Source organism: Rossellomorea sp. DA94, from assembly GCF_029834455.1.
Lineage (GTDB): Bacteria > Bacillota > Bacilli > Bacillales > Bacillaceae_B > Rossellomorea > Rossellomorea vietnamensis.
The window spans coordinates 2,527,327-2,551,639 of sequence record NZ_CP122397.1 but is presented as its reverse complement, the minus strand read 5'-3'; the positions used below and the strand labels follow the sequence as shown (position 1 = coordinate 2,551,639).

General features: G+C 42.6%; 20 protein-coding genes and 1 riboswitch. Of the genes, 12 read left to right on the top strand and 8 right to left on the bottom strand.

Annotation, left to right across the window (positions count from 1 at the left end):
* Positions 1–18 precede the first annotated feature (18 nt).
* Genes P8596_RS13215 through P8596_RS13205 form a run of 3 tightly spaced genes read right to left on the bottom strand, consistent with a single transcriptional unit; the run spans position 19 to position 3,776 of the window.
* Positions 19–1,158: a Ger(x)C family spore germination protein gene (locus tag P8596_RS13215; RefSeq protein ID WP_254651634.1), complete on the bottom strand. Its 1,140-nt coding sequence runs from the start codon at positions 1,156–1,158 to the stop codon at positions 19–21.
* A complete protein-coding gene (locus P8596_RS13210; RefSeq protein ID WP_224519812.1) occupies positions 1,155–2,267 on the bottom strand; it encodes a GerAB/ArcD/ProY family transporter in 1,113 nt (370 codons plus the stop codon). Before P8596_RS13210 ends, P8596_RS13215 begins: the two co-directional genes overlap by 4 nt.
* Before the next feature lie 12 nt (positions 2,268–2,279).
* Positions 2,280–3,776 (bottom strand): spore germination protein, encoded by a 1,497-nt coding sequence (locus P8596_RS13205; protein ID WP_254651632.1) that lies wholly within the window; start codon positions 3,774–3,776, stop codon positions 2,280–2,282.
* A 162-nt stretch (positions 3,777–3,938) separates the two neighbouring features.
* On the opposite strand from P8596_RS13205, the gene P8596_RS13200 reads away from it, so the two are divergent.
* The 5 genes from P8596_RS13200 (at position 3,939) to recQ (ending at position 8,757) form a co-directional block, all read left to right on the top strand.
* Positions 3,939–4,070: a YuzL family protein gene (locus P8596_RS13200; protein WP_094075162.1), complete on the top strand. Its 132-nt coding sequence runs from the start codon at positions 3,939–3,941 to the stop codon at positions 4,068–4,070.
* A 218-nt stretch (positions 4,071–4,288) separates the two neighbouring features.
* Positions 4,289–4,504 carry a cold-inducible protein YdjO-related protein gene (locus P8596_RS13195; protein ID WP_034758928.1) on the top strand — a complete coding sequence of 72 codons (216 nt, stop codon included), beginning with the start codon at positions 4,289–4,291 and terminating at the stop codon, positions 4,502–4,504.
* A gap of 143 nt (positions 4,505–4,647) precedes the next feature.
* Positions 4,648–4,782 (top strand): hypothetical protein, encoded by a 135-nt coding sequence (locus tag P8596_RS13190; RefSeq protein WP_256503879.1) that lies wholly within the window; start codon positions 4,648–4,650, stop codon positions 4,780–4,782.
* Between the two features lie 111 nt (positions 4,783–4,893).
* The gene (locus P8596_RS13185; protein ID WP_279724114.1) at positions 4,894–6,495 is read left to right on the top strand and encodes an amidohydrolase; all 1,602 of its coding nucleotides are present in this window, start codon (positions 4,894–4,896) and stop codon (positions 6,493–6,495) included.
* Positions 6,496–6,627: 132 nt separating this feature from the next.
* Positions 6,628–8,757, top strand: coding sequence for a DNA helicase RecQ (gene recQ, locus P8596_RS13180; protein ID WP_279724113.1), 2,130 nt, complete (start codon positions 6,628–6,630; stop codon positions 8,755–8,757).
* A 68-nt stretch (positions 8,758–8,825) separates the two neighbouring features.
* Here the strand turns inward: recQ and P8596_RS13175 are convergent, their stop codons facing one another.
* Positions 8,826–10,427: an ABC-F family ATP-binding cassette domain-containing protein gene (locus P8596_RS13175; RefSeq protein WP_034758938.1), complete on the bottom strand. Its 1,602-nt coding sequence runs from the start codon at positions 10,425–10,427 to the stop codon at positions 8,826–8,828.
* A gap of 385 nt (positions 10,428–10,812) precedes the next feature.
* Between P8596_RS13175 and P8596_RS13170 the strand changes: the two genes are divergently transcribed.
* The 3 genes from P8596_RS13170 to P8596_RS13160 all read left to right on the top strand — a co-directional run bounded on the left by P8596_RS13170 (position 10,813) and on the right by P8596_RS13160 (position 14,014).
* A complete protein-coding gene (locus P8596_RS13170; RefSeq protein ID WP_279724112.1) occupies positions 10,813–11,091 on the top strand; it encodes a YkvA family protein in 279 nt (92 codons plus the stop codon).
* 138 nt (positions 11,092–11,229) lie between these two features.
* Positions 11,230–11,658, top strand: a complete 429-nt coding sequence (locus tag P8596_RS13165; protein ID WP_279724111.1) for a DUF4395 domain-containing protein — start codon at positions 11,230–11,232, stop codon at positions 11,656–11,658.
* A 424-nt stretch (positions 11,659–12,082) separates the two neighbouring features.
* Positions 12,083–14,014 carry an endonuclease MutS2 gene (locus P8596_RS13160; protein WP_279724110.1) on the top strand — a complete coding sequence of 644 codons (1,932 nt, stop codon included), beginning with the start codon at positions 12,083–12,085 and terminating at the stop codon, positions 14,012–14,014.
* 62 nt (positions 14,015–14,076) lie between these two features.
* Here P8596_RS13160 and P8596_RS13155 read toward each other — a convergent pair whose 3' ends face one another.
* Positions 14,077–14,805 (bottom strand): ZIP family metal transporter, encoded by a 729-nt coding sequence (locus P8596_RS13155; protein WP_224519821.1) that lies wholly within the window; start codon positions 14,803–14,805, stop codon positions 14,077–14,079.
* Between the two features lie 136 nt (positions 14,806–14,941).
* Here P8596_RS13155 and P8596_RS13150 point away from each other — a divergent pair, with 136 nt between their 5' ends.
* Both P8596_RS13150 and P8596_RS13145 read left to right on the top strand, forming a co-directional pair.
* Complete coding sequence (locus tag P8596_RS13150) at positions 14,942–15,457, top strand: YhcN/YlaJ family sporulation lipoprotein (protein WP_224519822.1); 516 nt, start codon at positions 14,942–14,944, stop codon at positions 15,455–15,457.
* Between the two features lie 115 nt (positions 15,458–15,572).
* Entirely contained in the window at positions 15,573–16,787 is a 1,215-nt protein-coding gene (locus P8596_RS13145; RefSeq protein ID WP_279724109.1) for an MFS transporter, read from the top strand.
* Positions 16,788–17,549: 762 nt separating this feature from the next.
* On the opposite strand, the gene P8596_RS13140 is transcribed toward P8596_RS13145, so the two are convergent.
* Both P8596_RS13140 and P8596_RS13135 read right to left on the bottom strand, forming a co-directional pair.
* Complete coding sequence (locus P8596_RS13140) at positions 17,550–18,830, bottom strand: IS110 family RNA-guided transposase (RefSeq protein WP_279724108.1); 1,281 nt, start codon at positions 18,828–18,830, stop codon at positions 17,550–17,552.
* Between the two features lie 244 nt (positions 18,831–19,074).
* Complete coding sequence (locus P8596_RS13135) at positions 19,075–20,367, bottom strand: NCS2 family permease (RefSeq protein WP_061809891.1); 1,293 nt, start codon at positions 20,365–20,367, stop codon at positions 19,075–19,077.
* Between the two features lie 86 nt (positions 20,368–20,453).
* Positions 20,454–20,554, bottom strand: a riboswitch (purine riboswitch).
* A 215-nt stretch (positions 20,555–20,769) separates the two neighbouring features.
* Here P8596_RS13135 and P8596_RS13130 point away from each other — a divergent pair.
* Positions 20,770–21,627, top strand: a complete 858-nt coding sequence (locus P8596_RS13130) for a CvfB family protein (RefSeq protein ID WP_279724107.1) — start codon at positions 20,770–20,772, stop codon at positions 21,625–21,627.
* 53 nt (positions 21,628–21,680) lie between these two features.
* Here P8596_RS13130 and P8596_RS13125 read toward each other — a convergent pair whose 3' ends face one another.
* Positions 21,681–22,901: an MFS transporter gene (locus tag P8596_RS13125; RefSeq protein WP_279724106.1), complete on the bottom strand. Its 1,221-nt coding sequence runs from the start codon at positions 22,899–22,901 to the stop codon at positions 21,681–21,683.
* Positions 22,902–23,125: 224 nt separating this feature from the next.
* Between P8596_RS13125 and P8596_RS13120 the strand changes: the two genes are divergently transcribed.
* Positions 23,126–24,187, top strand: coding sequence for a C45 family autoproteolytic acyltransferase/hydrolase (locus P8596_RS13120; RefSeq protein ID WP_279724105.1), 1,062 nt, complete (start codon positions 23,126–23,128; stop codon positions 24,185–24,187).
* Positions 24,188–24,313: the final 126 nt, after the last annotated feature.

Below are 24,313 nucleotides of genomic sequence, written 5' to 3'. Positions count from 1 at the left end.
ATAGACCTATTCCTGCTATTAATCGATAACACCTGTACGGATGATTTTGCTATTCACTTTCACATCAAAGGTAGCCTCTTTATACAGTTTGTCCCACTGCTTCCTTGTCAAATCCTCGTGTCCTCTGACACTCCTGTACTCCATTCCAAATCCAATCGGATCTGTTCCTTCCTCCTGCAGCATCAGGAGGGTATCCTTAATGTTCTCTTCAATATATTTCTCAACTTCCTCTTCAACCAATTGCAGGGCCTTTGGTTTAGACAGCTCCAATTCTTCGGTCATTTCAAGTATCCGTGACTCAAGGTTCAATTCGACCTTGAATGAAGCCCGCTCTTTTTTCTCTGTCTGGATCTTATGGGAAGATTTGATGCTGTCGATCATCAAATATACTTTGTTGTGTTCGGGGGCTGCAGGAAGGCTCGATAAGTATGGCTTGAACTTATCCAGAGGTAATTCAACCTCCACACTCCCTGCGTTGTAGTTTTCCATTAACGAACGGATGAAGAAGATCCTGTCTTTTTTAATTTCCTTAATGAACCTATCTCTGGTGAATAGTGCGAAGCCATCTACCCCGACTTTTCCATTTGCAGCCGTCAATAATGGAAGGATGGGGTCTTTACCGACGCTTCCGTAATCAGTGATGAATTCCTGCAAGGTTGGGGAAACAATCATCTCTGATTCAACGTTTTGCCTGACTAAGTTGTAAAGATAGGTCCCCCTGTTCGAAGGTTTTTCCTCCGTCTGATACCTCAATACCTCTTCAGCAGTCGTATCGGCTATCGTTAAATACACCATATTACCGATTGCGGAATCCCTTTCAAGCGTATCGACCAGGTGGGAAATCCCTCTGGCTGCCAGCTCCCGGCCATAAACAACGAGCCTCAACTGGCCGGACACAAGCTTGTGATCAGACTCCAGATTCTGTGATAACCGGATGCCTTTACTCGTTTTAGACGTGGTGGAGAGGATTTTTTCAACATCCTCCATGGCAGGGTTGAATTGATAAAGTACAAGCGTCCCCGTGATTTTGTCATCTTCAGCCTGGTCATAGCCGACGGCTGTGATCAGACCGAGCTTTTCTAAATATTTCGTTTCCACACAGCTGCTTAAGAAAACAGAGGGGAGACAGACCAAAATAAGTAACAAGACTTTATTCATAAGTCTACACCTTTTTTCCTGTTGCCGATATGTTTTAATTTAACCAGGATAAACAGGAGAGCGGGATACATGAAAGAAAGAAAAAAACTTGCAGTACCCACCTTATCCGTAATGGTATTCATTGTTATTCGTTCCTGAACGAATAGTGATAAAATCCATAGCGTGGCTGCGAAGAGATAGATGGCTTTCTTTTGAGAAAAATGAAAGACTCTCTTCATCCCCCTGGTCGCCACCCAAAAGTACAGGCATATGTTAGGGAGGATGACTAACATCCAGAAGGAGACGGCAATGAACTCAAAGCGCTCCAGGTTTGGTATCCTCAAGATTTTAAACATGGATAGAACGGGCCAGATTGTCTTTAACAAAGCGTCCTCTGAGAAAAAACCGATGCTTACAACGGTGACCACGGTGAATAAAAAGGTTGAATATCCGGTGCCGATGAGAGCGTATTTTAATACTTTTTTCTTTTCCTTTATATAAGGATAGACAAATAGCACCAAGTCAAAGCCAATGATGGTAAAGCTCGTTTTATAAGCACCCATCATGAGCTCCTTTGGAGAGGAAGTCATGACCGGCAGAAGGTGATTGAAGTCCATGAATTTAACCGGGGTGTATATCATGAATAATAGCCAAAATGCCAATATCAGACCTAAAAACGCAATTCCCACGACTACTCTGATCCCTCCAAGAACAGCATAAACAAGTAAGAAGAGGAGCAGTCCCATCAAAAGCCAAGTCGGCATTCTCGGGAAGATCCAAGCCTGCACCATCTCGATGTAATTCATCAGGATGACATAGGTCACGCCCAGATAGAAAAGGATATAGAGGATATTCATTCCTTTACTAATCCACTTACCGTATACGTCCATATGAATCCCATATAAATCTGCACTATCATAGGTTTCAAGTGTTTTAACCATGAGGAATAACACAAAGGAAACAAGAATGCCGGCAATGATCACCGATATCCAGGCATCTCTATTCGCCTCCATGTAAATGATCCTTGGTAAGCCGGCAATTCCCACCCCGGTTTGGGCAGTATGTAAAATAAACATAAGTAAAAACGCATTAAACATCAGCCGCTCTTTAGGATTCACATTGATCTCCACACATATCACCCTTTACTCATCGACGTCTTTTTTCATTTTGGCTTTTTTGATCGGGATACGTCCCTTGTCAATGGGATGATTGGATACGGGACGTTTGACTAAATACTGATATGGCATGCGGAATATGCTGTATTTCAAATCTGAAAATCTGAATGGATAGATGGGAGATAAGTAGGGTCTTCCCAATGTTGTGATCTTCAGTAAATGAATCAAGATAAAGCAAAAGCAAAACATGATTCCGACCCCGCCATATAATCCTGCCATGACGATGATTGGGAAACGTATGATCCGAACGGCAGTCCCGATGGCATAGCTGGGGGCAGTAAAGGATCCAAGCGCGGAAATCGCAATGATGATAATCAGGATATTACTGGTGAATCCCGCTTGAACGGACGCCTGTCCGATGACAATACCACCCACGATTCCCATCGTCTGTCCTACCTTGGTTGGCAACCTGGCTCCGGCTTCCCTTAATAATTCAATGATAAATTCCAATAACAAGGCTTCGAAGACAGGGGGGAAAGGCACATTCGACCGTGATTGCCCCAATGAAACTAAGAGAGCAGAAGGAATGACTTCGTAATGATACGTTAGGACGGCTACATAAGCCGGAGTCAAAAGAATAGAAAAAAAGATCGCTACAAAGCGGATGAAACGGAGAAATGTCCCCATATTCCATCTCATATAAATATCTTCTGTGGATTCGAAGAAATTTATGAACGTGGAAGGTCCGATTATCGCAGTCGGACTGCGATCCACGAGTAAAGCGATTTTACCGTGTAGAAGGGAAATGGTGCACCGGTCGGGCAGCTCTGTAGTAATGAATTGCGGGAAGAAAGTGAAAGAATTATCCTCAATCAATTGTGCAAGTACAGTTGAATCCACAATGCTGTCAATTTCAATATCTGTCATCCGTTGTCTGAACGTATTGACGTTTTCTTCCTCTGCAATGTCCTTTATATAAACCATTTGCACCTTTTTTTTCGTTCTGGATCCGACCATAAAGGTCTCGACGCATAATTTAGGATCGTTGATGTTTGAGCGAATTAAATTGAGATTCTTCGTTATGGATTCAGTGAATGAGATTTTCGGCCCAAACACCAATGATTCGGTTTCCGCCTTTTCAAGTGCCCGTGTGCCTTTATCTGCCACATCCGCTAATACCCCATGGGTATCCCCCTCTTTAAAGATATAAGCGGTCCCATTCACAAGATTATCGACTACATCAGTAATGGCATTCGTGGTTGTAAGCTTTGCAATATTAATCGTATTTTTGATCAGATGATAGTTCAGATCGTCGCTTGATTCCTCAAGTGGCCTGACAATGCTATCCTGCATGGAGGTGGGGTTAATCAAATCGTCAAAATAAGCCACTGCGATTTTTTGATCCCCTTTGGTGATGACCCTGAATACTAAGTCTTCACTGTTGCTCACCATAGCAAGTAATTCCTTGTGGAAGTCCTCGATATTAAAGCTGTGGGGGGGACCTTGATCTATACTCTTCTTCATTTCTCTTCGTTTGAACACAGACCTCAACACCCTAAAACCTTAATTTAATGATTAGATTTCCCATGTCCCCGTTTCTTACTCATTGAAAGGGCCGATTGAATTTATTTGTGATGTACATAAAATAAGAGGTTCATGGGAACGGTAGAAAGGGAGGTGATTTCGATGAGTAACAGAAAAAAGGATGCATCTAAAGCCACTCTCGGTTCTTCTCAAGTAGAAGGGCAAGGTACGACAAGCCAGGAGATGCCAGGTGGAGTAAAGGCGCCATCCTCAAGGAACAAAAAGAAAAAATGATTCGGGTCTTTCCATCTTTACATAAAGCCCATACTTTCGTGTTGATATATTAAAATGGAGTCAAGTATGGTATAATGGAAATAATCGATGCATTTTATCCGATTATTAACGTACTATTACTGACCACATACTATCTGCAGCATAAATTACCACAATCAATATTTTCCTGTTAGAAAGCATAGCAAGGAAATCCTACTTACCTTAAAGGAGGACGTTCAATGGCTTTTGGTCGTAGAAATCAAGTTGAGGAAGAAATAAAAACAGAGGAAACAAAGATTTGGGCTTGTTCCGCTGAAGATTGTAAGGGCTGGATGAGAGATAATTTCAAGAGTGAAGATACACCTAAGTGTCCGCTTTGTAAAGAAGATATGGTGACTTCCACTAAAGTATTGCAAGTGGTGGATAATCCCCATCCAACAATGAAATCATCCTGATTGAACGTAAAGAACCAATCCCCGAATTGGTTCTTTTTTCTGTCCGGATCGTAACTGTTTCAAGAATTGCGAAAAAATGATTAAACTCTTTTTTTACATTTGAATAGTATGTAATGTATTTATGTATTAAAGGAGGGAGCATCATGTCCAAGAAAGAGAAAGAAGTGAAAAGTACTACCGTTGAAAATGAGCGTAAAGAAACTGTATGGGACGGTTTTTGGAAGCTGTCCAAACCAGTTGACGAAAATAAAGAAGAAAAAACAGTAAGATGGTTCTGATTCATTGAAGAGGCTGTACATGCGACTATGCATGTACAGCTTTTTTACGTTTAATCGAATCGGGTTGAGGTATAAACAAGAGTATACCCAACTTTAAGGAGGAAGTGTCTAGTGAAGATTTCGAATGTTCGATTATATGACGGTCATGAATATACCAACCCGACTAAGAAGTATAGTGTGACGATCGAGGAGGGAAGGATAACCAGGATCAAAGAAGAAGAAAGAAAAACCGAAAACGGGGAAACGGTCGATGGGATGGAAAGAGTGCTGTCCCCGGCATTTCATGATTCACACATGCATTTTTTACGGTATGGATTAATGAAGAGGGAACTCGACCTTAGACATGTGACAAGCTGGGAAGAAATGAAAAAGGAAGTTCTTGAATATTATCCTGAAATGGAGAATGGGGATTGGGTCGTAGGAAGAGGCCTTGATGATAGTGAGTTTAAGGATCGAAATGATCTTTTGACCGGTAAAGATCTGGATGAATTGCATTTACATACGTATATGTTTTTTCTTCATCAGGACGGTCATGAATGCATTGTGAATCATAAGGTCATGGATTTGTTAAAGGATGAAGAGGAATTCAACGAAATTCCAGATGCTTTCAAAGAAACAGATGACAGCGGGGAATGGACAGGCCGTTTCAAGGATAGTGCTGTACACTTCATCAAAAATCATTTCCGGGGCAGAAGTAGTGAAGATGCCAAGGATGCAATCAAACACGGGATTCCTCATATGCTCAAGTATGGGATTACCACCATTCATACGGACGACCTGAATTTCATTGGTTCTTATGACCGGTTGTGGAATGCCTATACCGGGTTGGAAGAAGAAGGGGAATTACCGATCAGAGTATATTTACATCATTACATCTTTAAAAGACAGCATCTGCACGATTTTCTCGAGCGCCATCAAGAACGGACAGGCGAAGGAACAGAACACGTGAAAGTGGGCGCTGTAAAGATATTCCTTGATGGGACTCAACGTCTTCATACCTCGGCCATGAGGATCCCTTATAAGGACCAGCCTGATACAAACGGTATCTTGATCTATACCCAGGAAGAGTTGAATGAGTTGGTAAGGGTGGCAGGTGAAAATCGAATGCAGGTAGCCATGCATGCCATCGGTGATCAAGCGGTTGAACAGGCGATTACCGCACTCGAACAGAAAGAAGCCCGAACCGATACGTATCATCACAGGATCATCCATGCTCAAACCTTGGGGGAGGACTTACTATACCGATTGGAAAAACTCAAACCCACGATTGAAACTCAGCCTTCTTTCTTGATGGGGGAATGGGACCAAAAAGTAAAATGGGTAGGGGAGGATCTTGCTCCCTACTGCGATGCATTTAAAAGTATCGTAAATCGGGGAATCCCTTATACATTAAGCTCGGACTTGCCTATTGGTTCCATTGATCCCTTCGAGGGTATGTTTGCAGCCGTGAACAGGACCGACCTTACTGGAAATCCATCAGGTGGCTGGCAGCCCCAGGAAAAGCTGACAGTGAATGAAGCGTATAGGGGATATACATCCATGCCCACCATCATCGAATTAAATGAACCACATAATTCAGGAACCCTCTCGGAAGGAGAACGTGCAGATTTCATCCTGCTGGATCGGCATCCCATGGAGGTTTCTAGCGATGAATTAAACAACATCAGGGTTGTAGAAACATGGCATAATGGTAAGAAGGTCTATTCGTTATAAGTATTTGGAATCGCCCTCCTCAATACGGAGAGTAAGAGAGGGGCTTTTTTTGGGAACTTTGGACTTCCTATTGGCACTTCCCGTTTTCTTTAATACAATATAGGGAAAGGACATCATTTGGAGGGAAGATAGTTGATCACAGAAGCAAAAAAAGTATTAAAGCAATACTTTGGTTATGATGAATTCAGGGATGGTCAAGCAAGTATCATTCAATACATACTAGACGGAAAAAACACAGTCGGCATTATGCCCACTGGTGGTGGGAAATCACTTTGTTACCAGATTCCCGCACTGATGCTCGATGGCGTGACCCTGGTAATCTCACCCCTTATCTCCTTGATGAAGGACCAGGTGGATTCATTGGTTCATCAAGGCATTCCCGCTACCTTTATTAATAGTACCCTATCAAACAGTGAAGTAGAGAATAGAATGGAAGAGATATCATCAGGGAAATACAAGCTTGTTTATATTGCCCCAGAGCGATTGGAATCGTATGGTTTTATTCGTTTCCTGAATACCTTGCCCATTCCCCTTGTAGCTGTAGACGAAGCCCATTGCTTATCCCAATGGGGACATGATTTCAGACCCAGCTATTTAGGAATCTACAACGCAGTGAACCAGCTCCGTTCAAATCCAGCGATTCTTGCTCTTACAGCAACAGCCACTCCCCAGGTGCAATCCGATATCCTTCATCACCTGCACATTCCGGAAAAATACAAAGTATTAACTGGCTTTCAGAGGACGAACTTATTTTTCCAGGTAGTAAAAGGAGAAGATCGAAAGCGTTGGGTAGAAGGGTATGTAAAAAAGAATCAGCAGCATTCGGGTATAATCTATTGCGCGACACGCAAAGAAGTGGAAAACCTTTATCTATTTTTTGAAAAAAAAGGAGTAGCCGTCGGGAAATATCATGGCGGGCTTTCTGACATATTAAGGCAGGAACAGCAGGAAGCTTTCCTGAATGATTCCATTACGATCATGATAGCGACCAATGCGTTTGGAATGGGAATCAATAAGTCGAATGTCCGTTTCGTGATTCACTATCAAATTCCGAAGAATATGGAAGGATACTATCAAGAGGCCGGCAGGGCAGGCCGGGATGGAGTGGATAGCGAGTGTGTGTTATTGTTTTCCCCCCAGGATATCCAGACGCAGCGGTACATCATTGATCAAAATATCATCAATCCGGAATTGCATCAGAACGAAATGCAGAAATTACGTGACATGGTCGATTTTGTTCATACCGAATCCTGTTTACAGAACTACATTCTGACATATTTCGGGGAGCGCGTAGAGGAAGCCTGCGGCCATTGCAGCAATTGCCTGGATGAGAGAGAATCCGAAGATGTCACAAAGGAAGCACAAATGGTCTTATCCTGTATGATGAGGATGAATGAGAGGTTTGGAACCTCCCTTATCAGTGGAGTGTTAACGGGATCAAAGAATAAGAAAATACTTGACTGGGGATTTGACCGGTTATCCACCTATGGATTAATGAAGGATCAATCTCAGAAAGAAGTCGGACTGTTCATCGATTATTTGATTTCTGAAGGGATCATTCAGGTGGAGGGTGGCAGTTTTCCCGTTCTGAAGGTGTCATCCAAGGGAAAAGAGGTATTGATGGGAGAAAGAACCGTATCCAGAAAGGTACAGCCTACGGTTTCTGCCATTATCCCTAAGGAAGATGGTTTATTTCAGACCCTCAGAGCCCTCCGGAAATCCATTGCAGAATCAGAAGGGGTCCCGCCCTTTGTCATTTTCTCGGATAAGGCATTACAGGATATGTGTGTGAAACTGCCAAAAACCTCAGAGGAATTTCTTCAGGTAAGTGGAGTGGGGGAAAGTAAGAAGGATCGCTATGGAGAAATGTTCATAGAGGAAATCTCAGCATTCCTAGAAGAAAATCCAACACATCAGGTGGAAACAGTCAAACCTGCGCCTGCACGGAAGGTGAATCATTCTGAAACGGCATCTTATTTAATCAGCTATGCCTTATTTAAGGATCACAAAGGAATTAAAGAAATTGCGAAAGAGCGGGGTATGAGTACGGCTACGATTGAAAATCATATCATCCGTACCTATCAGGAAGGCATCCTTGATGATTGGAGCATCCTATTTACTGATGAAGAGGAGAGCCTGATTGAAGAAGCGGTTTCAAAGGTAGGGACGGACCTGTTGAAACCAATTAAAGAAGAGCTGCCGAAAGACATCAGCTATTTTCAAATCAAAGGGTACTTAGTCAAGAGCGGACAAAGCTCATAACCCTTTTCACACATAACAAAAAAAGCAGATACCGATTTTTCGGCATCTGCTTTTTTGTTTAGACCTTGTTACGCCTTCATGGCAGCTTTCATTTCCAGGAATTCATCATAGGTTGTTTCTTTATCGATGACACCGTCTTCGGTGATTTCGATAATGCGATTCGCGATTGTTTGAATGAACTGATGGTCATGGGATGCGAAAATCATTGCCCCTTTGAAGTTGATCAAACCGTTATTCAATGCCGTGATGGACTCCAAATCTAAGTGGTTGGTAGGTTCATCAAGCAGAAGGACGTTTGACCCGCTAAGCATCATCTTCGATAACATACAGCGGACTTTTTCCCCTCCGGAAAGAACACTCGGTTTCTTTAATACTTCTTCACCTGAGAATAGCATGCGACCCAGGAATCCGCGAAGGAATGTCTCACTCTCATCTTCCGGTGAGTATTGACGTAACCAGTCCACAAGGGAAGGTTCATTTCCTTCAAAGTACTTGGAGTTTTCATTCGGGAAGTAAGCTTGGGATGTCGTCACTCCCCACTTGAATGTGCCGCTATCGGGTTCCATTTCCCCGGCAAGGATTTTGAAAAGAGTGGTCTTGGCAATTTCATTTGCTCCGACAAGTGCGATTTTGTCTTCTTTATTCAGAATAAAGGAAACATTGTTCAAGACCTTTACTCCGTCAACCGTTTTTGTAAGACCTTCAACACGGAGAACATCGTTACCGATTTCACGCTCCGGCTTGAATTGTACATATGGATAACGACGTGAGCTTGGTTTGATGTCATCCAATGAAATTTTCTCCAACGATTTTTTACGTGAAGTGGCTTGTTTCGATTTAGATGCATTTGCACTGAACCGGGCAACGAATGCCTGAAGCTCTTTGATCTTTTCTTCCTTCTTCTTATTCTGATCCTGAGCCATTTTCAGAGCTAATTGACTGGATTCATACCAGAAATCATAGTTCCCGACATATACTTGGATTTTCCCGAAGTCAAGGTCGGCAATGTGCGTACATACTTTGTTTAAGAAGTGACGGTCATGTGATACAACGATCACCGTGTTCTCGAAATTGATCAAGAAGTCTTCTAACCACTGAATCGCCTGGATGTCCAAGTGGTTGGTAGGCTCATCGAGTAAAAGGACATCCGGCTTGCCGAATAGTGCTTGTGCCAGTAATACTTTTACTTTTTCTCCACCGGTCAGTTCGGACATTTGTTTCGTGTGAAGGTCTTCGTTGATTCCCAAGCCTTTTAGTAGGATGGCTGCTTCTGATTCAGCTTCCCAACCGTTAAGCTCGGCGAATTCACCTTCTAATTCCGCCGCTCTCATGCCGTCTTCATCAGAAAAATCTTCTTTCATGTAGATGGCATCTTTTTCCTGCATGACTTCATATAAACGGGTATGCCCCATTATGACAACTTTCAGCACTTCATATTCTTCATATTCGAAGTGATCCTGCTTTAAGACAGCAAGTCGCTCTCCTGACCCCATGGATACATGGCCGGTCTGTGCTTCGATTTCTCCTGAAAGAATCTTTAAGAATGTTGATTTACCAGCACCGTTTGCTCCGATAAGTCCGTAGCAATTCCCTGGATTAAACTTTATATTCACGTCTTCGAATAGCTTTCTATCACCAAAACGTAAGCTTACATCTGATACCTGAATCATATGTGAAATACCTCCTAATACTCAATCTAAAAGATTATAACACGCAAGTATGCTAAAAAGATAGAGTGTTAGCAGGAACAGTGATAAATTTACGGGGTATTTACATAAGGGGAGAGGGGATTGGAAGAAGAATAAAAGGCAACATAGTATATTATTTTTTACCAAGTGATTTTTGGCTCATTTCCCCAAGTGACACAAAGCCCCGGGCTCAAATGCATTTGAGCCCGGGGCTTTGTGTCACTTGGAGACCTTTCAGCTTTTACTGAAAGGCGAGGGAAACGTTCGTTTCCCTCGAATGAGCCAAAAATCGATGCTCTGTAGTAATTGATACTTCCAGTTGGTTTGTGTGCTATGATAACGAAAAAAACAAACAGGTGATGATGTGATGATAAGGTTTGTGAAGCGGGTGCGGTTTCTGTTTAATGTTCGTAGATCGGTTCCGTTTTTGGTTGATTTTTTTCGTTCCAGTGATGTTTCCGCGGGGAAGAAGGGTTTATCGGTGGGGTTGGTTGCATTTTATATCTGGCTGCCGTTGGACTTGATCCCGGATGTGTTCTTAGTGCTGGGGATTGTCGATGATCTGGCGGTGTTTACCTTCATACTTCAACTGATGGTAAAGATGGCTCCTCTAGAGTTACAAAAAAAATATGAGTTGAAGAAATGATCAGACGTTTCGTCCGTATAGTGAAAACCGAAACCGGCCAAAAATGGGCAGCCGGTTTCGGTTTTTTCTTTTGATTTTTTCATCTCTATCCCATACACTATAATTACACTAATTCCAATCAGAAAGGTATGAATTAATATGAGTACAGCTCCAGCCAATTCAATACCAAAACCATTAGTTCAGTTGAATCAATGGTTCATCGTAACAACTGTTGCTCTTTCATGGTTGTCCCAGATAGAATTTTTCTTGCTGCTTCCGTTCTTGGTCGGAATTTCAGCTTTACTTTTTAAGTATAATCCCGTCATGCAGGCAGGGAAGCTTTTCTTAAAGAAAGAACCTTCCGCGTATCCACCGGAAGACGCTGAGCAGCAACGTTTCAACAATATCATTGCAGTCAGCTGTCTGGGAGGCTCCATCATAAGTAGTCTGGCAGGATGGAATACGGGTGTTTATCTCTTCTCAGGAATGGTCTTTGTGGCTGCGTCCGTCGCCCTTGCAGGATTCTGCATAGGATGTTTCATCCGCTTTCAATGGAAAAGGTTCCAATATAAACGTTCATTACAGTAACCTATTGACAATAGATGGAATACGTCGTAAACTAATGTTGAATTTAAATAGTGTATACAAAGGGAGTATGAAATATGTTAGGTGTCGTTCTTAACTAACCGTGAAATGAATACGGACATTTTGCAGGCAGTGGCCTTTTAATTCAGGCTACTGAATAAGCTTATTTACCTGTGCCTTCAAAATGTAGTTAAGAACAATGGTCATAGCATACTCAACCCTTAATCAGGAGAGCTGTGTCTTTGTGCACAGCTCTTTTTTGTGCATAATTCCGCAAATGAGAACTTCTTTTCACGTAGGTGATCGGGAGGCTGTTTTGCGTTTACACGTGCGCTATTATGATGGGGAGGATTGTATACGAGTGAAGGGAGACCACGATGGACATTGTTCGTTGTGGTCTATTTTTGTATATTCGGAGGGAAATGAAATGAATGAAAAAACGTTTCAAACACTTGAGTTTAACTCAGTTAAAGAAGAATTAATGGGATTTGCTCTGACGGAAGAAGGTAAAAAGGAATTGTGGAAGTTACGGCCATCCACAAACATCCGTCAAATTGAAATGCGCCTTGATGAGGTGACAGAAGCTGTAAACATCTTAAAGAAAAGTGCCAGTGTACCTATCCACGCATTAGACGGGGTGGAGAATATCATGGGGAATCTAAATAAAGGTGTTCCCCTGAGGCAGGATCAGCTTACATGTTTATATTATTTTCTCGATGCATGTAAAAAGCTGAAAAAATATATGGAGGATAAACTATGGCTCGCACCGAGGGTTTCTTCCTATGTTTATTCCATTGAAGAGATCCCCGATCTCGGAGAGGAAATCAACCGATGCATCAGGAATGGCAGAGTCGATGATTATGCGAGTAAAGAATTGTTGAGGATTCGAAAGCAGGCGGGAATCCAGGAAGAACGGCTAAAGGATAAAGTACAATCGATTGTAAAATCGGCTAAGTATAAATCATTTCTACAAGAAGCGATTGTTAGTCAGCGGAACGGGCGATATGTCATTCCCATCAAGAAAGAATTCAGGGGGAAGATGAAAGGTGCCGTTCTGGATTCTTCAGCCTCGGGTTCAACCCTGTATATCGAGCCGGAGGAGTTGAGCAAACAACAGGATCAGCTCCTCACTCTAAAATTTGAAGAAGATCATGAAGTTGAAAATATTCTATGGACATTGACTGGAATGGTGCAATCATACGAGCCACAACTAAGACTTGCGGTTGAAACGATGGTCCACTATGATGTATTATTCGCCAAAGCAAAATATAGTCGCGCCTATGATGGAGTGAAGGCGAGTGTAAATGAAGAACAGAGGATTCACTTGATCAATGCGGTTCATCCTCTGCTCGGGAAACAGGCAGTCCCGCTATCGATCAAGATGGGGGAGGGATTTTATGCATTGGTCATCACCGGCCCCAACACCGGAGGGAAAACCGTAACCATAAAGACGGTGGGGCTCCTCACCCTCATGACCCAGTGCGGTTTGCATATTCCAGCAGCCGAGGGAAGTGAAATCAGTATATATCAACAAATACTCCTGGACATCGGGGATGGGCAGAGCCTTCAACAAAACTTGAGTACATTCAGTTCTCATATAAAAAATATCATCAATATACTAAAGGATACAAACGACCGGTCACTTGTCCTGTTGGATGAACTCGGCTCCGGTACAGATCCTATGGAGGGAATGGGTCTTGCCACGGCTATCCTGGATCAATTATATGAAAAGGGTGCCACGCTTATTGCGACTACACACTATAGTGAGATCAAACATTTTGCAGAGGAGCATGAAGGCTTTATGAATGGCAGTATGGAGTTTAACATCGACACCTTGCAGCCAACGTATAAACTGATTGTTGGTCAGGGTGGGGATAGTCAGGCATTTTCCATTGCATTGAAGCTTGGAATGCACCCAGAGATCATTGAAAAAGCACATGAAATCACCTATAAGCAGAAGAAAATATATAGGCTTGGAGAAATCGACTACAGTGAAAAAAAGGAAATGCAGAAACAAATGATCGTTAACAAGCATAAAAAAAGGAATCACGGAAAAATCCAAAAAGAAACAAGGAGCATCATCTCCTTTGCCAAAGGAGATAATGTCCAGATCTCCCCGGAAGGAGAATTTGGCATTGTCTATGAAGGCCCTGATGGTATAGGGAATTACACCGTACAGATCAAAGGGGAAAAAAGATCTGTGAGTCATAAACGGCTCCGTCTGTATGTATCCGCCAAGGAATTGTATCCAGAGGAATATGATTTCGATATTATCTTCAATAGCAAAGAAAATCGTAAAAAGGATAAGCTCATGGGAAAACGATTTGTAGAAGGCTTGACCATTGATCATGAAGAATAATTGAAGAAACGTACTCAGGGTTGAACTTGAGTACGTTTTTTTCTGATGCATGCTTCTAACATCTATGACATATGTGTCAGTACAAAGGAAAGGATGATTCCCAGGGATGAAAGGAAACCGACAATGGGTCCGCCTTCCTCATATGCTTCCGGCATCATCGTTGAAGACGCCATAGCGAGCAGCCCCCCGGCCCCGAAAGCTCCGATAATGTATGAAGTGCTTTCAGGGGCATTCTGCAGTAATGTATACCCAAGCAAAGAACTGAAGGAAGAAAGGATGACGACACTTCCCCATAAATAAAGTATTTTCTTCGTGCTGTAATGATCGAGCTTTAACCCTATACTGCTCGATAATGATTCAGGCAAATTACTGATGAATATAGCGATGATGAAGACCCATTGCATGGATTGACTTTCAATAAAGCTGACGCCGATGATGATGGATTCGGGTATCGCATCCATGATGGTACCGACATAAATGGCAAGCCCCGAGTGGCCATGGGGATTCTTCTTCGACCGTTTTCTTTCGCTTCCACCTTTTTTAGAAATGAACATTTCAAATAATGTAAAAATGAGGGCACCCAGAAGGAACATGGAAATGAGGTAAACCAAATCCGCTTTTCCTTCTGCTTCACTTAAGAGATCAAAAGTAGCGGATCCGATGATCAGGCCAGTACCTAAGGCCATAATAAACGCTACCACTTTTTTTGGTATATGAAAAAATATTGCCATGAACGCCCCGATTAAGAGGGAGAGACTGGCTACCCCTCCCCACAAAGCTGCCTGGAACAATGATCCTACCTCCCTAAATCGTTTTCATATCGAGTTTTCCCTAATGTAGTAAATGATTAAACATAAACCGATTCCTTGTATAGATCCAGGGAGCCCTGGGGAAAGTAAGACTGAATAAATTTTAGGAGGCAAAGAAATGAAAAAATATCTATTGATTACAACTATTGGATTGATGTTCATGATCACTGCTGCCGGGTGTGGCACAAGCAATAACATGAATGAAGAAGGACAGCAAATGAACAACCGTAACCTGGAGAGAGTGAACTACAAGAATGATCAGGCGAACCGGGATTATGTGAATGACGGGATGATGAGAGAAAATTACTCACTTGCTGACAGAGAAGCGGGGAAAGTGGCAGAACTTAAAGAAGTGAGAAGTGCTTATGTGCTGACGACTGATCAAAACGCATATGTTGCTGCTGTATTAGAAGACGATAAGAATGGAAATGTTTCAAAGGAATTGGAAAAGAAAATCTCGGATCAAGTGAAAAAAGAAAATGGCAGTATCAATAATGTGTACGTGTCAACAAATCCTGATTTCGTAGACCGCATGAGAGGGTATGCCGATAAAGCCAGAAATGGGAAACCGATTGAAGGATTTGGTGAAGAGATAGCCGATATGGTGAAACGAGTATTCCCGAACAGAGGATAATGCAAGTGGAAAAAGTCGAACTCAGTTTCGGCTTTTTTTATTTACCCATAGGAAATGTTCGAATGATTCAGTATACTATTTAGAGTGACGAAATAAATGGAAGGGAGAGATGGACATGGCCCAGACAGCATCCAAAACGGCCGTGAATCCTACTATATATGGAATTCTATTAGCCATCAGTTCGGGTCATTTTATCAATGACACACTCCAGGCCGTTGTACCGGCTATGTTCCCGATCATTGAGAAGTCATTGGGACTGAGTTATATGCAAATCGGCTGGATTGCCTTCTCACTCAATATGACGTCTTCTTTATTGCAGCCGGCCTTCGGGTTTTATGCCGATATACGTTCAAAGCCGTACCTGCTTCCATTGGGGATGTTGTCCAGCTTAGCAGGGTTGATTGGTTTTGCCCTCTCAGGTCATTTCATATGGATCATCGTTTCTGTATTATTTATCGGATTCGGTTCTGCCATTTTCCATCCTGAAGGATCAAGGGTGGCCTACATGGCTGCCGGAAATCGAAGGGGACTGGCTCAGTCGATCTATCAGGTGGGTGGAAATACCGGCCAGGCGCTTGCGCCGTTGATTACTGCCTTTGTCTTTGTCCCTTTTGGTCAGATAGGTGCTTTATGGTTTACGATCGTGGCCATTATTGGAGTTCTTGTCTTGTTCAGGGTCTCTAATTGGTATTCAGATCAATTGCGTTTCAATGAAAGAAGCAAGAGGAAAAAGAATGAAGAGGGAAGAAAAACCCCAATTAACCCGAAAATCAAGTGGGCGATGGTGTTTGTTGTATTCCTTGTGTTTGCAAGGTCATGGTACGGAGCAGGGTTATCAAATTATTACCAGTTTTACTTGATCGAGGACTACGGTCTTACCATTAAAAAAGCCCAGGCCTACATATTTGCCTTTATGTTTGCAGGAGTCTTGGGAACCTTCTTGGGTGGGCCGCTTGCCGATCGTTTCGGAAAGAGGAACATCATCTTCTTTTCTATGCTCGGAGCTGCACCTCTGACCCTTGCACTACCTTATTTACCGCTCTCCGTTGTCTTTCCGTTCATTTTTTGTATCGGCTTTATTTTATCGTCAAGTTTCAGTGTCATCGTGGTATATGCACAAGAACTGATGCCAAGTAAAATCGGGATGGTTTCCGGTTTGACCGTTGGATTGGCATTCGGCATGGGAGCTGTCGGAGCAGTCATCTTTGGAGGACTGGCCGATCTTTACACCATCCGATTCGTCATGATCCTATGCAGCTTCCTTCCTCTGCTCGGGATGATGACATTCTTCCTCCCATCAGATGAAGCAGTAAGAAACTTTCATAAATAACAAAAGGTTTGGACCTAACTAAATCCATGTTTTAAGACATAAAAAGGTAATTTGGTTTGGATCTCTTGTTACACCGCTGTTGATTTCCGTGCAAGACTTCGCTTTCCTCGGGCGTTCGGCTAGCCTTCTCGTCACTGACGCTCCTGCGGGGTCTTACCTATTCCGCTTTTCCCGTAGGAGTCTCCGTCTTGCACTCCAATCAACAGCTAGAACCGTTTAAATACACTTTATATGTTTTAACAAAAACAAAAATCCGAACGAATTTCGATATTCAATAAAGAATTTCGAATTCGTTCGGATTTTTTTTGCTTGTCTTTATATCTAATAGTAGGTAAAAACGCACGCTTGGAATGTTGATTGGAGCGGAAGGTGCTCGACTCCCTCGGGAAAGGTTATTATATCAGGGCTTACAACCGGTTTATTCTCTTTTAAAAATTTTTTAAATATCATATTAGATAAACGCATTCCCTTTTTTTCTTATTTGTTCAAAATAAAGGGATTTACGCTTACGCGTTGCGTTAAGAGACTGGAAGGGTCTCCCTTATATTCAGTGATGGGCACTTTTGATCTCTGCTTGTTTAGGTAGACTTACCCTCCCATATCTCCTGGCATCGAGTGCCTACATTCCTTCGTTGGGTCTTTCCCTAACGCAGAGGCCAGCGTATGCTCCTGCATGGACTGATCAGTAGATCGTCGAAAGTCGTGTATGGGCCGGCTTCTCAGTGTCTGGGTTGTAGAAGAACTACGTTCTAATTCAAATAGTTAGGCTGCTTTGAGATGAGAGAGGAAAGGCATATCTCGCATCATGCGCTCTAAATCAAAGGTCGTTTCATAATGGCTGAGTCCGTGACAAATTTGAAGTAATTTACGACACAGAATCACAAGTGCTTCTTTTTTCGTTACTGGTTTCTCGCGATCATTGCTGTAGTAGTCATAAAGTGCTCGAAACGCCGAGTTTGAGTGTAGTAAAGGGAACACTGCTTTGTACAATAAAGCTCGAAGCCTTCTTCGCCCTCGCTTAGATATTCTTTTTCTACCCTTTGATTCACCAGAAGAATTCGTTACCAGTGTTAATCCCGCGAGTTTAAATAATTGGCGTGGATCCTTGTAACGTTTGAGTGAACCTGTCTCGGAGAGTAGCTCCAATACGGTTGTTTCACTAATTCCGGGAATCGATGTTAGGTAATCAAAGTCAGGCAATTGGCGGGCAAGGGTGACAAGGTTTTCAGTAAGCTCTTGGATCTGTGATTCATACATGAATAACTGGTCAAGCAACATTCTGATTTCCATGCGTGCCATTTCAGGACTGTCTTTCAATCCTATAGACTGCTCTGCCACTTGAAGGAGTCGCTCTACTTTATTCTTTGACAGATAGCGAACACCCTTTGTCTGAAGAAAGTCAATCAGCTCTTCAGGCGAGAAGATCACAAGATCTTCTGGTAAAGGGGCATATTTTAAGATAGCTTGAGCCTGTTTTCCAAGACCTTTGATGACGGAAGCGAACTCAGGGAAGTAAAGGTCGATCCATCGTCGGATGCGGTTTTGAATAGAGGCCGATTCTTCTTTTAAACGGACTCGATAGGCCGTCCCCCGACGAAGTTCAGAATCGATTTGAGTCATTTCCCTTGGCATACTGTAATATCCTTGTGGCATCATTTTTGCGATGACCCGGGCATCTTTCAGATCATTTTTACTCTGTAGGTTATCGTCTAGCTCTTTGGTTTGTTTAACGTGAAGAGGATTGACAAGGACATATGGAATGCCATGATCTGTTAGAAAAGCTGCGAGATTCATCCAGTAATGGCCGGTAGGCTCAAAACCAATGATGACTTCCTTTTTATTATGAATACTTATTAGCTTTAGGATAGTAGCGTAAAAGCTTTCAAATCCTTGAAGGGATTGGCGAATGACAAAGCTTTTCTTGAGTTCACGTCCACGCTCATCTACGGCACAGGCGTAATGATTCCGCTTCGCTATGTCAATACCAACAACCAGTGTAGTTTCAGAAATTTGATTAATACGTTGATTTCGATTATCATGCATGTGAAGATCCTCCTTAGTTATGAGCGATTGGTTAGCACCTGCATCATAACGGAGGGTCTTTTTTTATGCAATAGATGAATTCTCACCTCACAGGAATAGCTCCTGCGGGAAACGCGGGAAAGTTGAGACCCCGCAGGGCAAAGCCCGAGGAGGCTCAACTCACGCCCCGCGGAAAGCGAGCACCTGGAGCGGAAATCAACCACTTCACGCTTGTTCAGAAGCACAAAGTTTACAAAAATAAACTTTAAGAAAAAGCAAAGTAAATGATGAATAATCCACAAAGGATGTACATGATTGGATGAACTTCCTTCCACTTTTTCAATGAAATCATCGCAAAAGGATAAAGAATGAAGCCTAATGCGATTCCCGTTGCAACACTGAAGGTTAAAGGCATCATAATAATCGTCACAAAAGAAGGAATGACCACTTCAAGTCGATTCCAATTGATATGTCTGACTTCCGTAGCCATCAATGCACCGACAATGATAAGTGCAGGGGCAGTCACTTCTGGAGTGATGACCGATAAGATGGGGGAAAAGAACAGGGCGACGGAGAAACAGATGGCAATCACGATAGACGTGAATCCGGTTCTTCCCCCGACGGCCACTCCGGCAGAGGACTCGACGAATGATGCTGTTGTTGAGGTTCCGAATATCGCTCCTGCCACTCCCGATGCAGAGTCAGCCAGGAGAGCCCGGCCAGCGTTCGGAATCTGATTATCCTTCATGATCCCTGCTTGACTGGCAACCGCAATCAAGGCACCTGCCGTATCAAAGAAAGCCACAAACAGAAAGGTAAAGATCACCGCCATGATTTCAAGAGTGAATATATCCCCTAAATGGTTGAATACCACTCCGAATGTCGGCTCGAGACTAGGGACTCCGCCAATAATGGAATGAGGCACTGAGATTTGCCCCGTGACCATCCCGATGATGGTCGTTGCAACCATCCCATAGAATATTCCGCCTTTAATTCCCTTTACCAACATCATCAGGGTAATGATAAAACCAAACACAGCAAGTAGTGTCGGAGGGGAAGAAAGGTTCCCGATCGACACAAATGTTTCAGGGTTGGCAACGACGAGTCCCGCATTTTTAAAACCTATGAATGCTACGAAAAAGCCGATGCCGCCGGCAATGGCGAATTTTAAATCCTGGGGGATGACATTGATGATTTTTTCACGGATCTTCATCACACTTAAAATCATAAAGATGATACCAGCAATAAATACTCCTGTCAGGGCGATTTCCCAGTCGACTCCCATTCCGATGCATACCGAAAACGTAAAGAACGAGTTAAGTCCCATGCTGGGGGCGATCCCGATCGGAAAGTTAGCCAGTAGACCGATTAACAGGGATCCGACAATCGCTGACAGGGCAGTGGCTGTGAATAATGCCCCTTTGTCCATTCCGGCCTGACTTAGGATGATGGGGTTCACAACCAGAATATAAGCCATTGATAGGAAAGTTGTTACACCTGCTAACGTTTCTCTTCTATAATTTGTCCCTCTTTCATCAAATTGAAAGAATGTTTTCATACATAACCCTCCGTGTAGATAAGATAAAATAAAAAAACTCCGGTGACTGAATCAACCAGAGTGTATCTACAGGATAAAATAATTCCATTGGTCTTACTTTATCTTGTAGACAAGCCATTTAAGGTAGCTGGTAGAAACGTTCAAGCCATATTCTTGAACTTATACAAGGTGCATCTATATTTGGTATAATTGAATTAGGAGAATCATAACAACTGACTATCCTCCGGTCAATGGAACCGGTAAAAGTTCGTGAATTCATTATTTTCTAAATTGATGATTTATTATTAAAAATTGCATACGCCCTATACATCATTCCTGAAAAAAGCTATATTTAGTGAATACAAACAATGAGTAGAGAAAACGTAAGTTAATACGTGAATGAATATTGGAGGAATAAATATAATGTCTTCTTTAAAACCAGGTACAGTAGAGGATTTATACGTTGATCACGAAGTGCCATACGGTTTCTTTCTAACGAATGATATCGATCGTGTACTTCTGCATCACTCTGAAATAACAGAAGAGATCCAAGAGGGAGATACGGTTAAAGTATTTCTTTATCATGATAAGGACGTGCGCTTGACGGCGACTATGAGAATCCCGAAGGTGCAGGTCGGTGCATACGGTTGGGCAGAAGTCGTCGATAAGCGGGAAGATTTAGGCGTATTTGTGAATATTGGTCTGCCCAAGGATATTTTGGTGTCATCTGATGACCTTCCGAAATTTCAGGAGCTTTGGCCGAATCCTGGCGATCAGCTGTTCCTTACCTTGAATCGTGATAAACAAGACCGTTTATACGGAAGATTGGCCACTGAAAATATCATTGAACAGGTGTCAAGAAGAGCTTCTGCTGAAATGATGAATGCTAAAGTACAGGGACGGGTGTATCGACTTCTGAGGGTAGGAACCTTCTTCTTATCTGAACAAGGATATCGATGTTTTGTTCACATGAATGAGCGTGAAGCGGAGCCAAGGCTCGGTGAACTGGTTGAAGGCAGAGTCATCGACGTGAAGGATGACGGAAACCTGAATGTTTCGTTCTTACCATTGAAGCAGGATAAAATGCTGGATGATGCTGAAGTCATCCTTGAGTATCTGGCAGTTCGGAACGGTGCGATACCATTTTGGGATAAGAGCCAGCCGGAGGAAATCAAAGATCGTTTCAATATGAGTAAAGCGGCTTTTAAAAGGGCGCTGGGAAAATTGATGAAAGAAGATAAAGTGTATCAAGAAGAGGGATGGACGTATCTTAAGAAATAATCAATCTCCACAAGAAGAAAGAGTGCTGACAGATTGTCAGCACTCTTTCACATTTAAAGGGAAGCGCTTTGTTTGATCTTTAGACTTTCCTTCGTGTTAACAGGTCTGATCGGTAAAAGGGTTCCAACCAGTGCAATAAAGGCACACCCAATGAGTACGTATGAATAGCCATTCAACGCAATCGTTGAGAGCACTCCGAACACAACAAGGTCCAAGCCCGAATCCACAATGGAAAGCAAGGAGATGGTCGTCGCCCTGACCCCGGACGGAATTAAGTCATTGCTTAATTGTGAATAAATGGGATAACGGATTGCCCGGACAAGCCTTAACAAGAAAAATGAACCTAATACAATCCATAAAGAAGATCCGAACAAGCCGGAAATAAATAACCCAGCTACCGCTGATAAACCTGAAATATTCATGAGCATCACCCTGGAAAAGCGAGCTGTCATCCAGCCGATGGAATTCGATGCGATATAGCCAAGAATGGCAGAAATGGCATAAAAGACCCCGATCAGATAGACAGGAACGCCTGCATCCTGTAAAAGCGGTTGATCAAAGTACTGGTAAACGGCACCAGCCGGAATGAAGACCAATGTTACGTTTAAAAACATCAACAATAACTGGGGTGCCTGGCGTATTACACGGATACCACTCTTTATTTGGGAAAAAGGATTTTCTTTCTGAAATGAATCAACAGACGGCTGCTTGACTGAAAGGATTAAAAATAGTTCGATAAGGTGAAAGGCCAATCCCAGTAAGATAAGCAGAGTGAATTGACTGTCCACCAGATCCTTCGCCATATAGGAACCGAAAAGGACAGCAATCAGCATACTGATAAATGAGGCTGATTGGATCTTTCCCATAGCATGGTCCATACGATTTTCTTCATTTGATTCTTTGAGTGAATCATAGATTAATGCTTCATCCGCCCCAGAAAAAAAGGTTACACTGAATCCATTGATGAAGCTGTATATGAAGAACATCCAAGGTTCATAGGCGAATAAAAGCAGTGTAATACTAAGGAACTTAAGGAAAGAACCGAATAGGAATGAATATTTTGCACCAAACCGATCTGCAAATATTCCAGTCGGTACCTCCCCGAGTAAGACGGCACCGCTCCAGAACATGAGCACAATTAAAATATCAGAAGAGGTTAGCCCTCTTTCGAAATAGAATAACGTTAATACGGGTTGAAGAAAACTGATTGTACCAAAAAAAGAAATCCAAAATAGCACCCGGATGTTATGGGTGGCAAGTGTTGAGTTTGTCATAATTTGTCTCCTGCTTCCTGTGTTTTTATATATACCGGAAGAAGGAGCGTCGTTTCATTAATTCAGAACGTTCACTCCTTCTTGAAATAGTGAAAGTGTTTTGAATGTTTTTTGCATGATATTTCCTCCTCGTATTTTATGAATCAAGTGTAGCATAACAGGGAGAAAAAGAAGAAGATATTTATTCGACATTATCCTTTATTCGCAGAAAGGGGCGTGGAACAATGAAAGAGGTTGTGGTAGACGTATTGCAGTCCAGAGGGAACTATTATGAGATTGGTGTTCGATTCGGACAGAAACTTCGGTCGTCGCCACTCTATTCTCATCATGAAAAGAGACGAAAGAAGTCATTGAGAGATTACAATGTAAAGCTGCTTGAAGTCGAGGGACTACTCCGGCAATTTGCACCCGGATTATGGGATGAATTAATTGGACTATCCCATGGTTTACAGTGGTCATTGGAAGATACCATACATGAATATTCGGGATTTCAACAGGAATGGAAGGAGTCAGGATGTTCGTCATTGGCAAAAGACGGTATATACGTGAGGAATTATGATTATCACCCGAAAACATATGAAGGCCGGCTGTTACTCGTCGAGCCGGCGGGGGGCTATGCATCTATCGGATTTTCAGGAAGGGGAATCGGACGGATTGACGGGTTGAACGAAAAAGGATTGGCTGTTGGTTTTCATTTCGTGAATCGAATAAAGCCGGGAGATGGATTCATTTGTACGACAATCGCCCGCATCCTCCTGGACACATGTAAGAATACAGACGAGGCCATCGAAGTGTTGCGCAGGCTGCCTCACCGACACAGTTTCAACTATTCTTTATATGACCAAGGTGGCAAAGCTGCTGTGGTAGAAGCTTCCCCGAGGGGAATAGGGGTGTATCACCATTCAACATTAAGTTGTACCAACCATTTTCAAATGAATCATATGAAAAAGGATAACCGACATTATTTAAAGGACTCTCAAAAAAGGCTGGACCTGTTACATTCAGTACATGAAAAGGAATTAACCATAGATGGGGCATTCAAACTGTTTAACCGGGGAGACAGCCCGATTTTCAAGAAAGCGTATGATGCTTGGGCAGGGACGATTCATACATGTATCTTTCAATGTACATCACTGAGATGCTTAATCGGCTTCGGGGAAAGTTCCGATGGATTGGTGGTGGACTTTCAGGAATGGGTCAGGGGAAGAAATATTCCCGTCCGGAAAATGTCAGGGAAGTTCGATACAAATGAGCCGTTTTTATTTATGGAAGAAGTGACGGAATAAGGGGGAACCGAGCAAATCAAGGGATTAACGGCTTATCATTCGTGGAGGACTTCCTCGGTTCTTATTAATAAAATGCGCAAATTCATAGAAATGTATGTATGATTTGTAACATTCTCAAAAATGTGG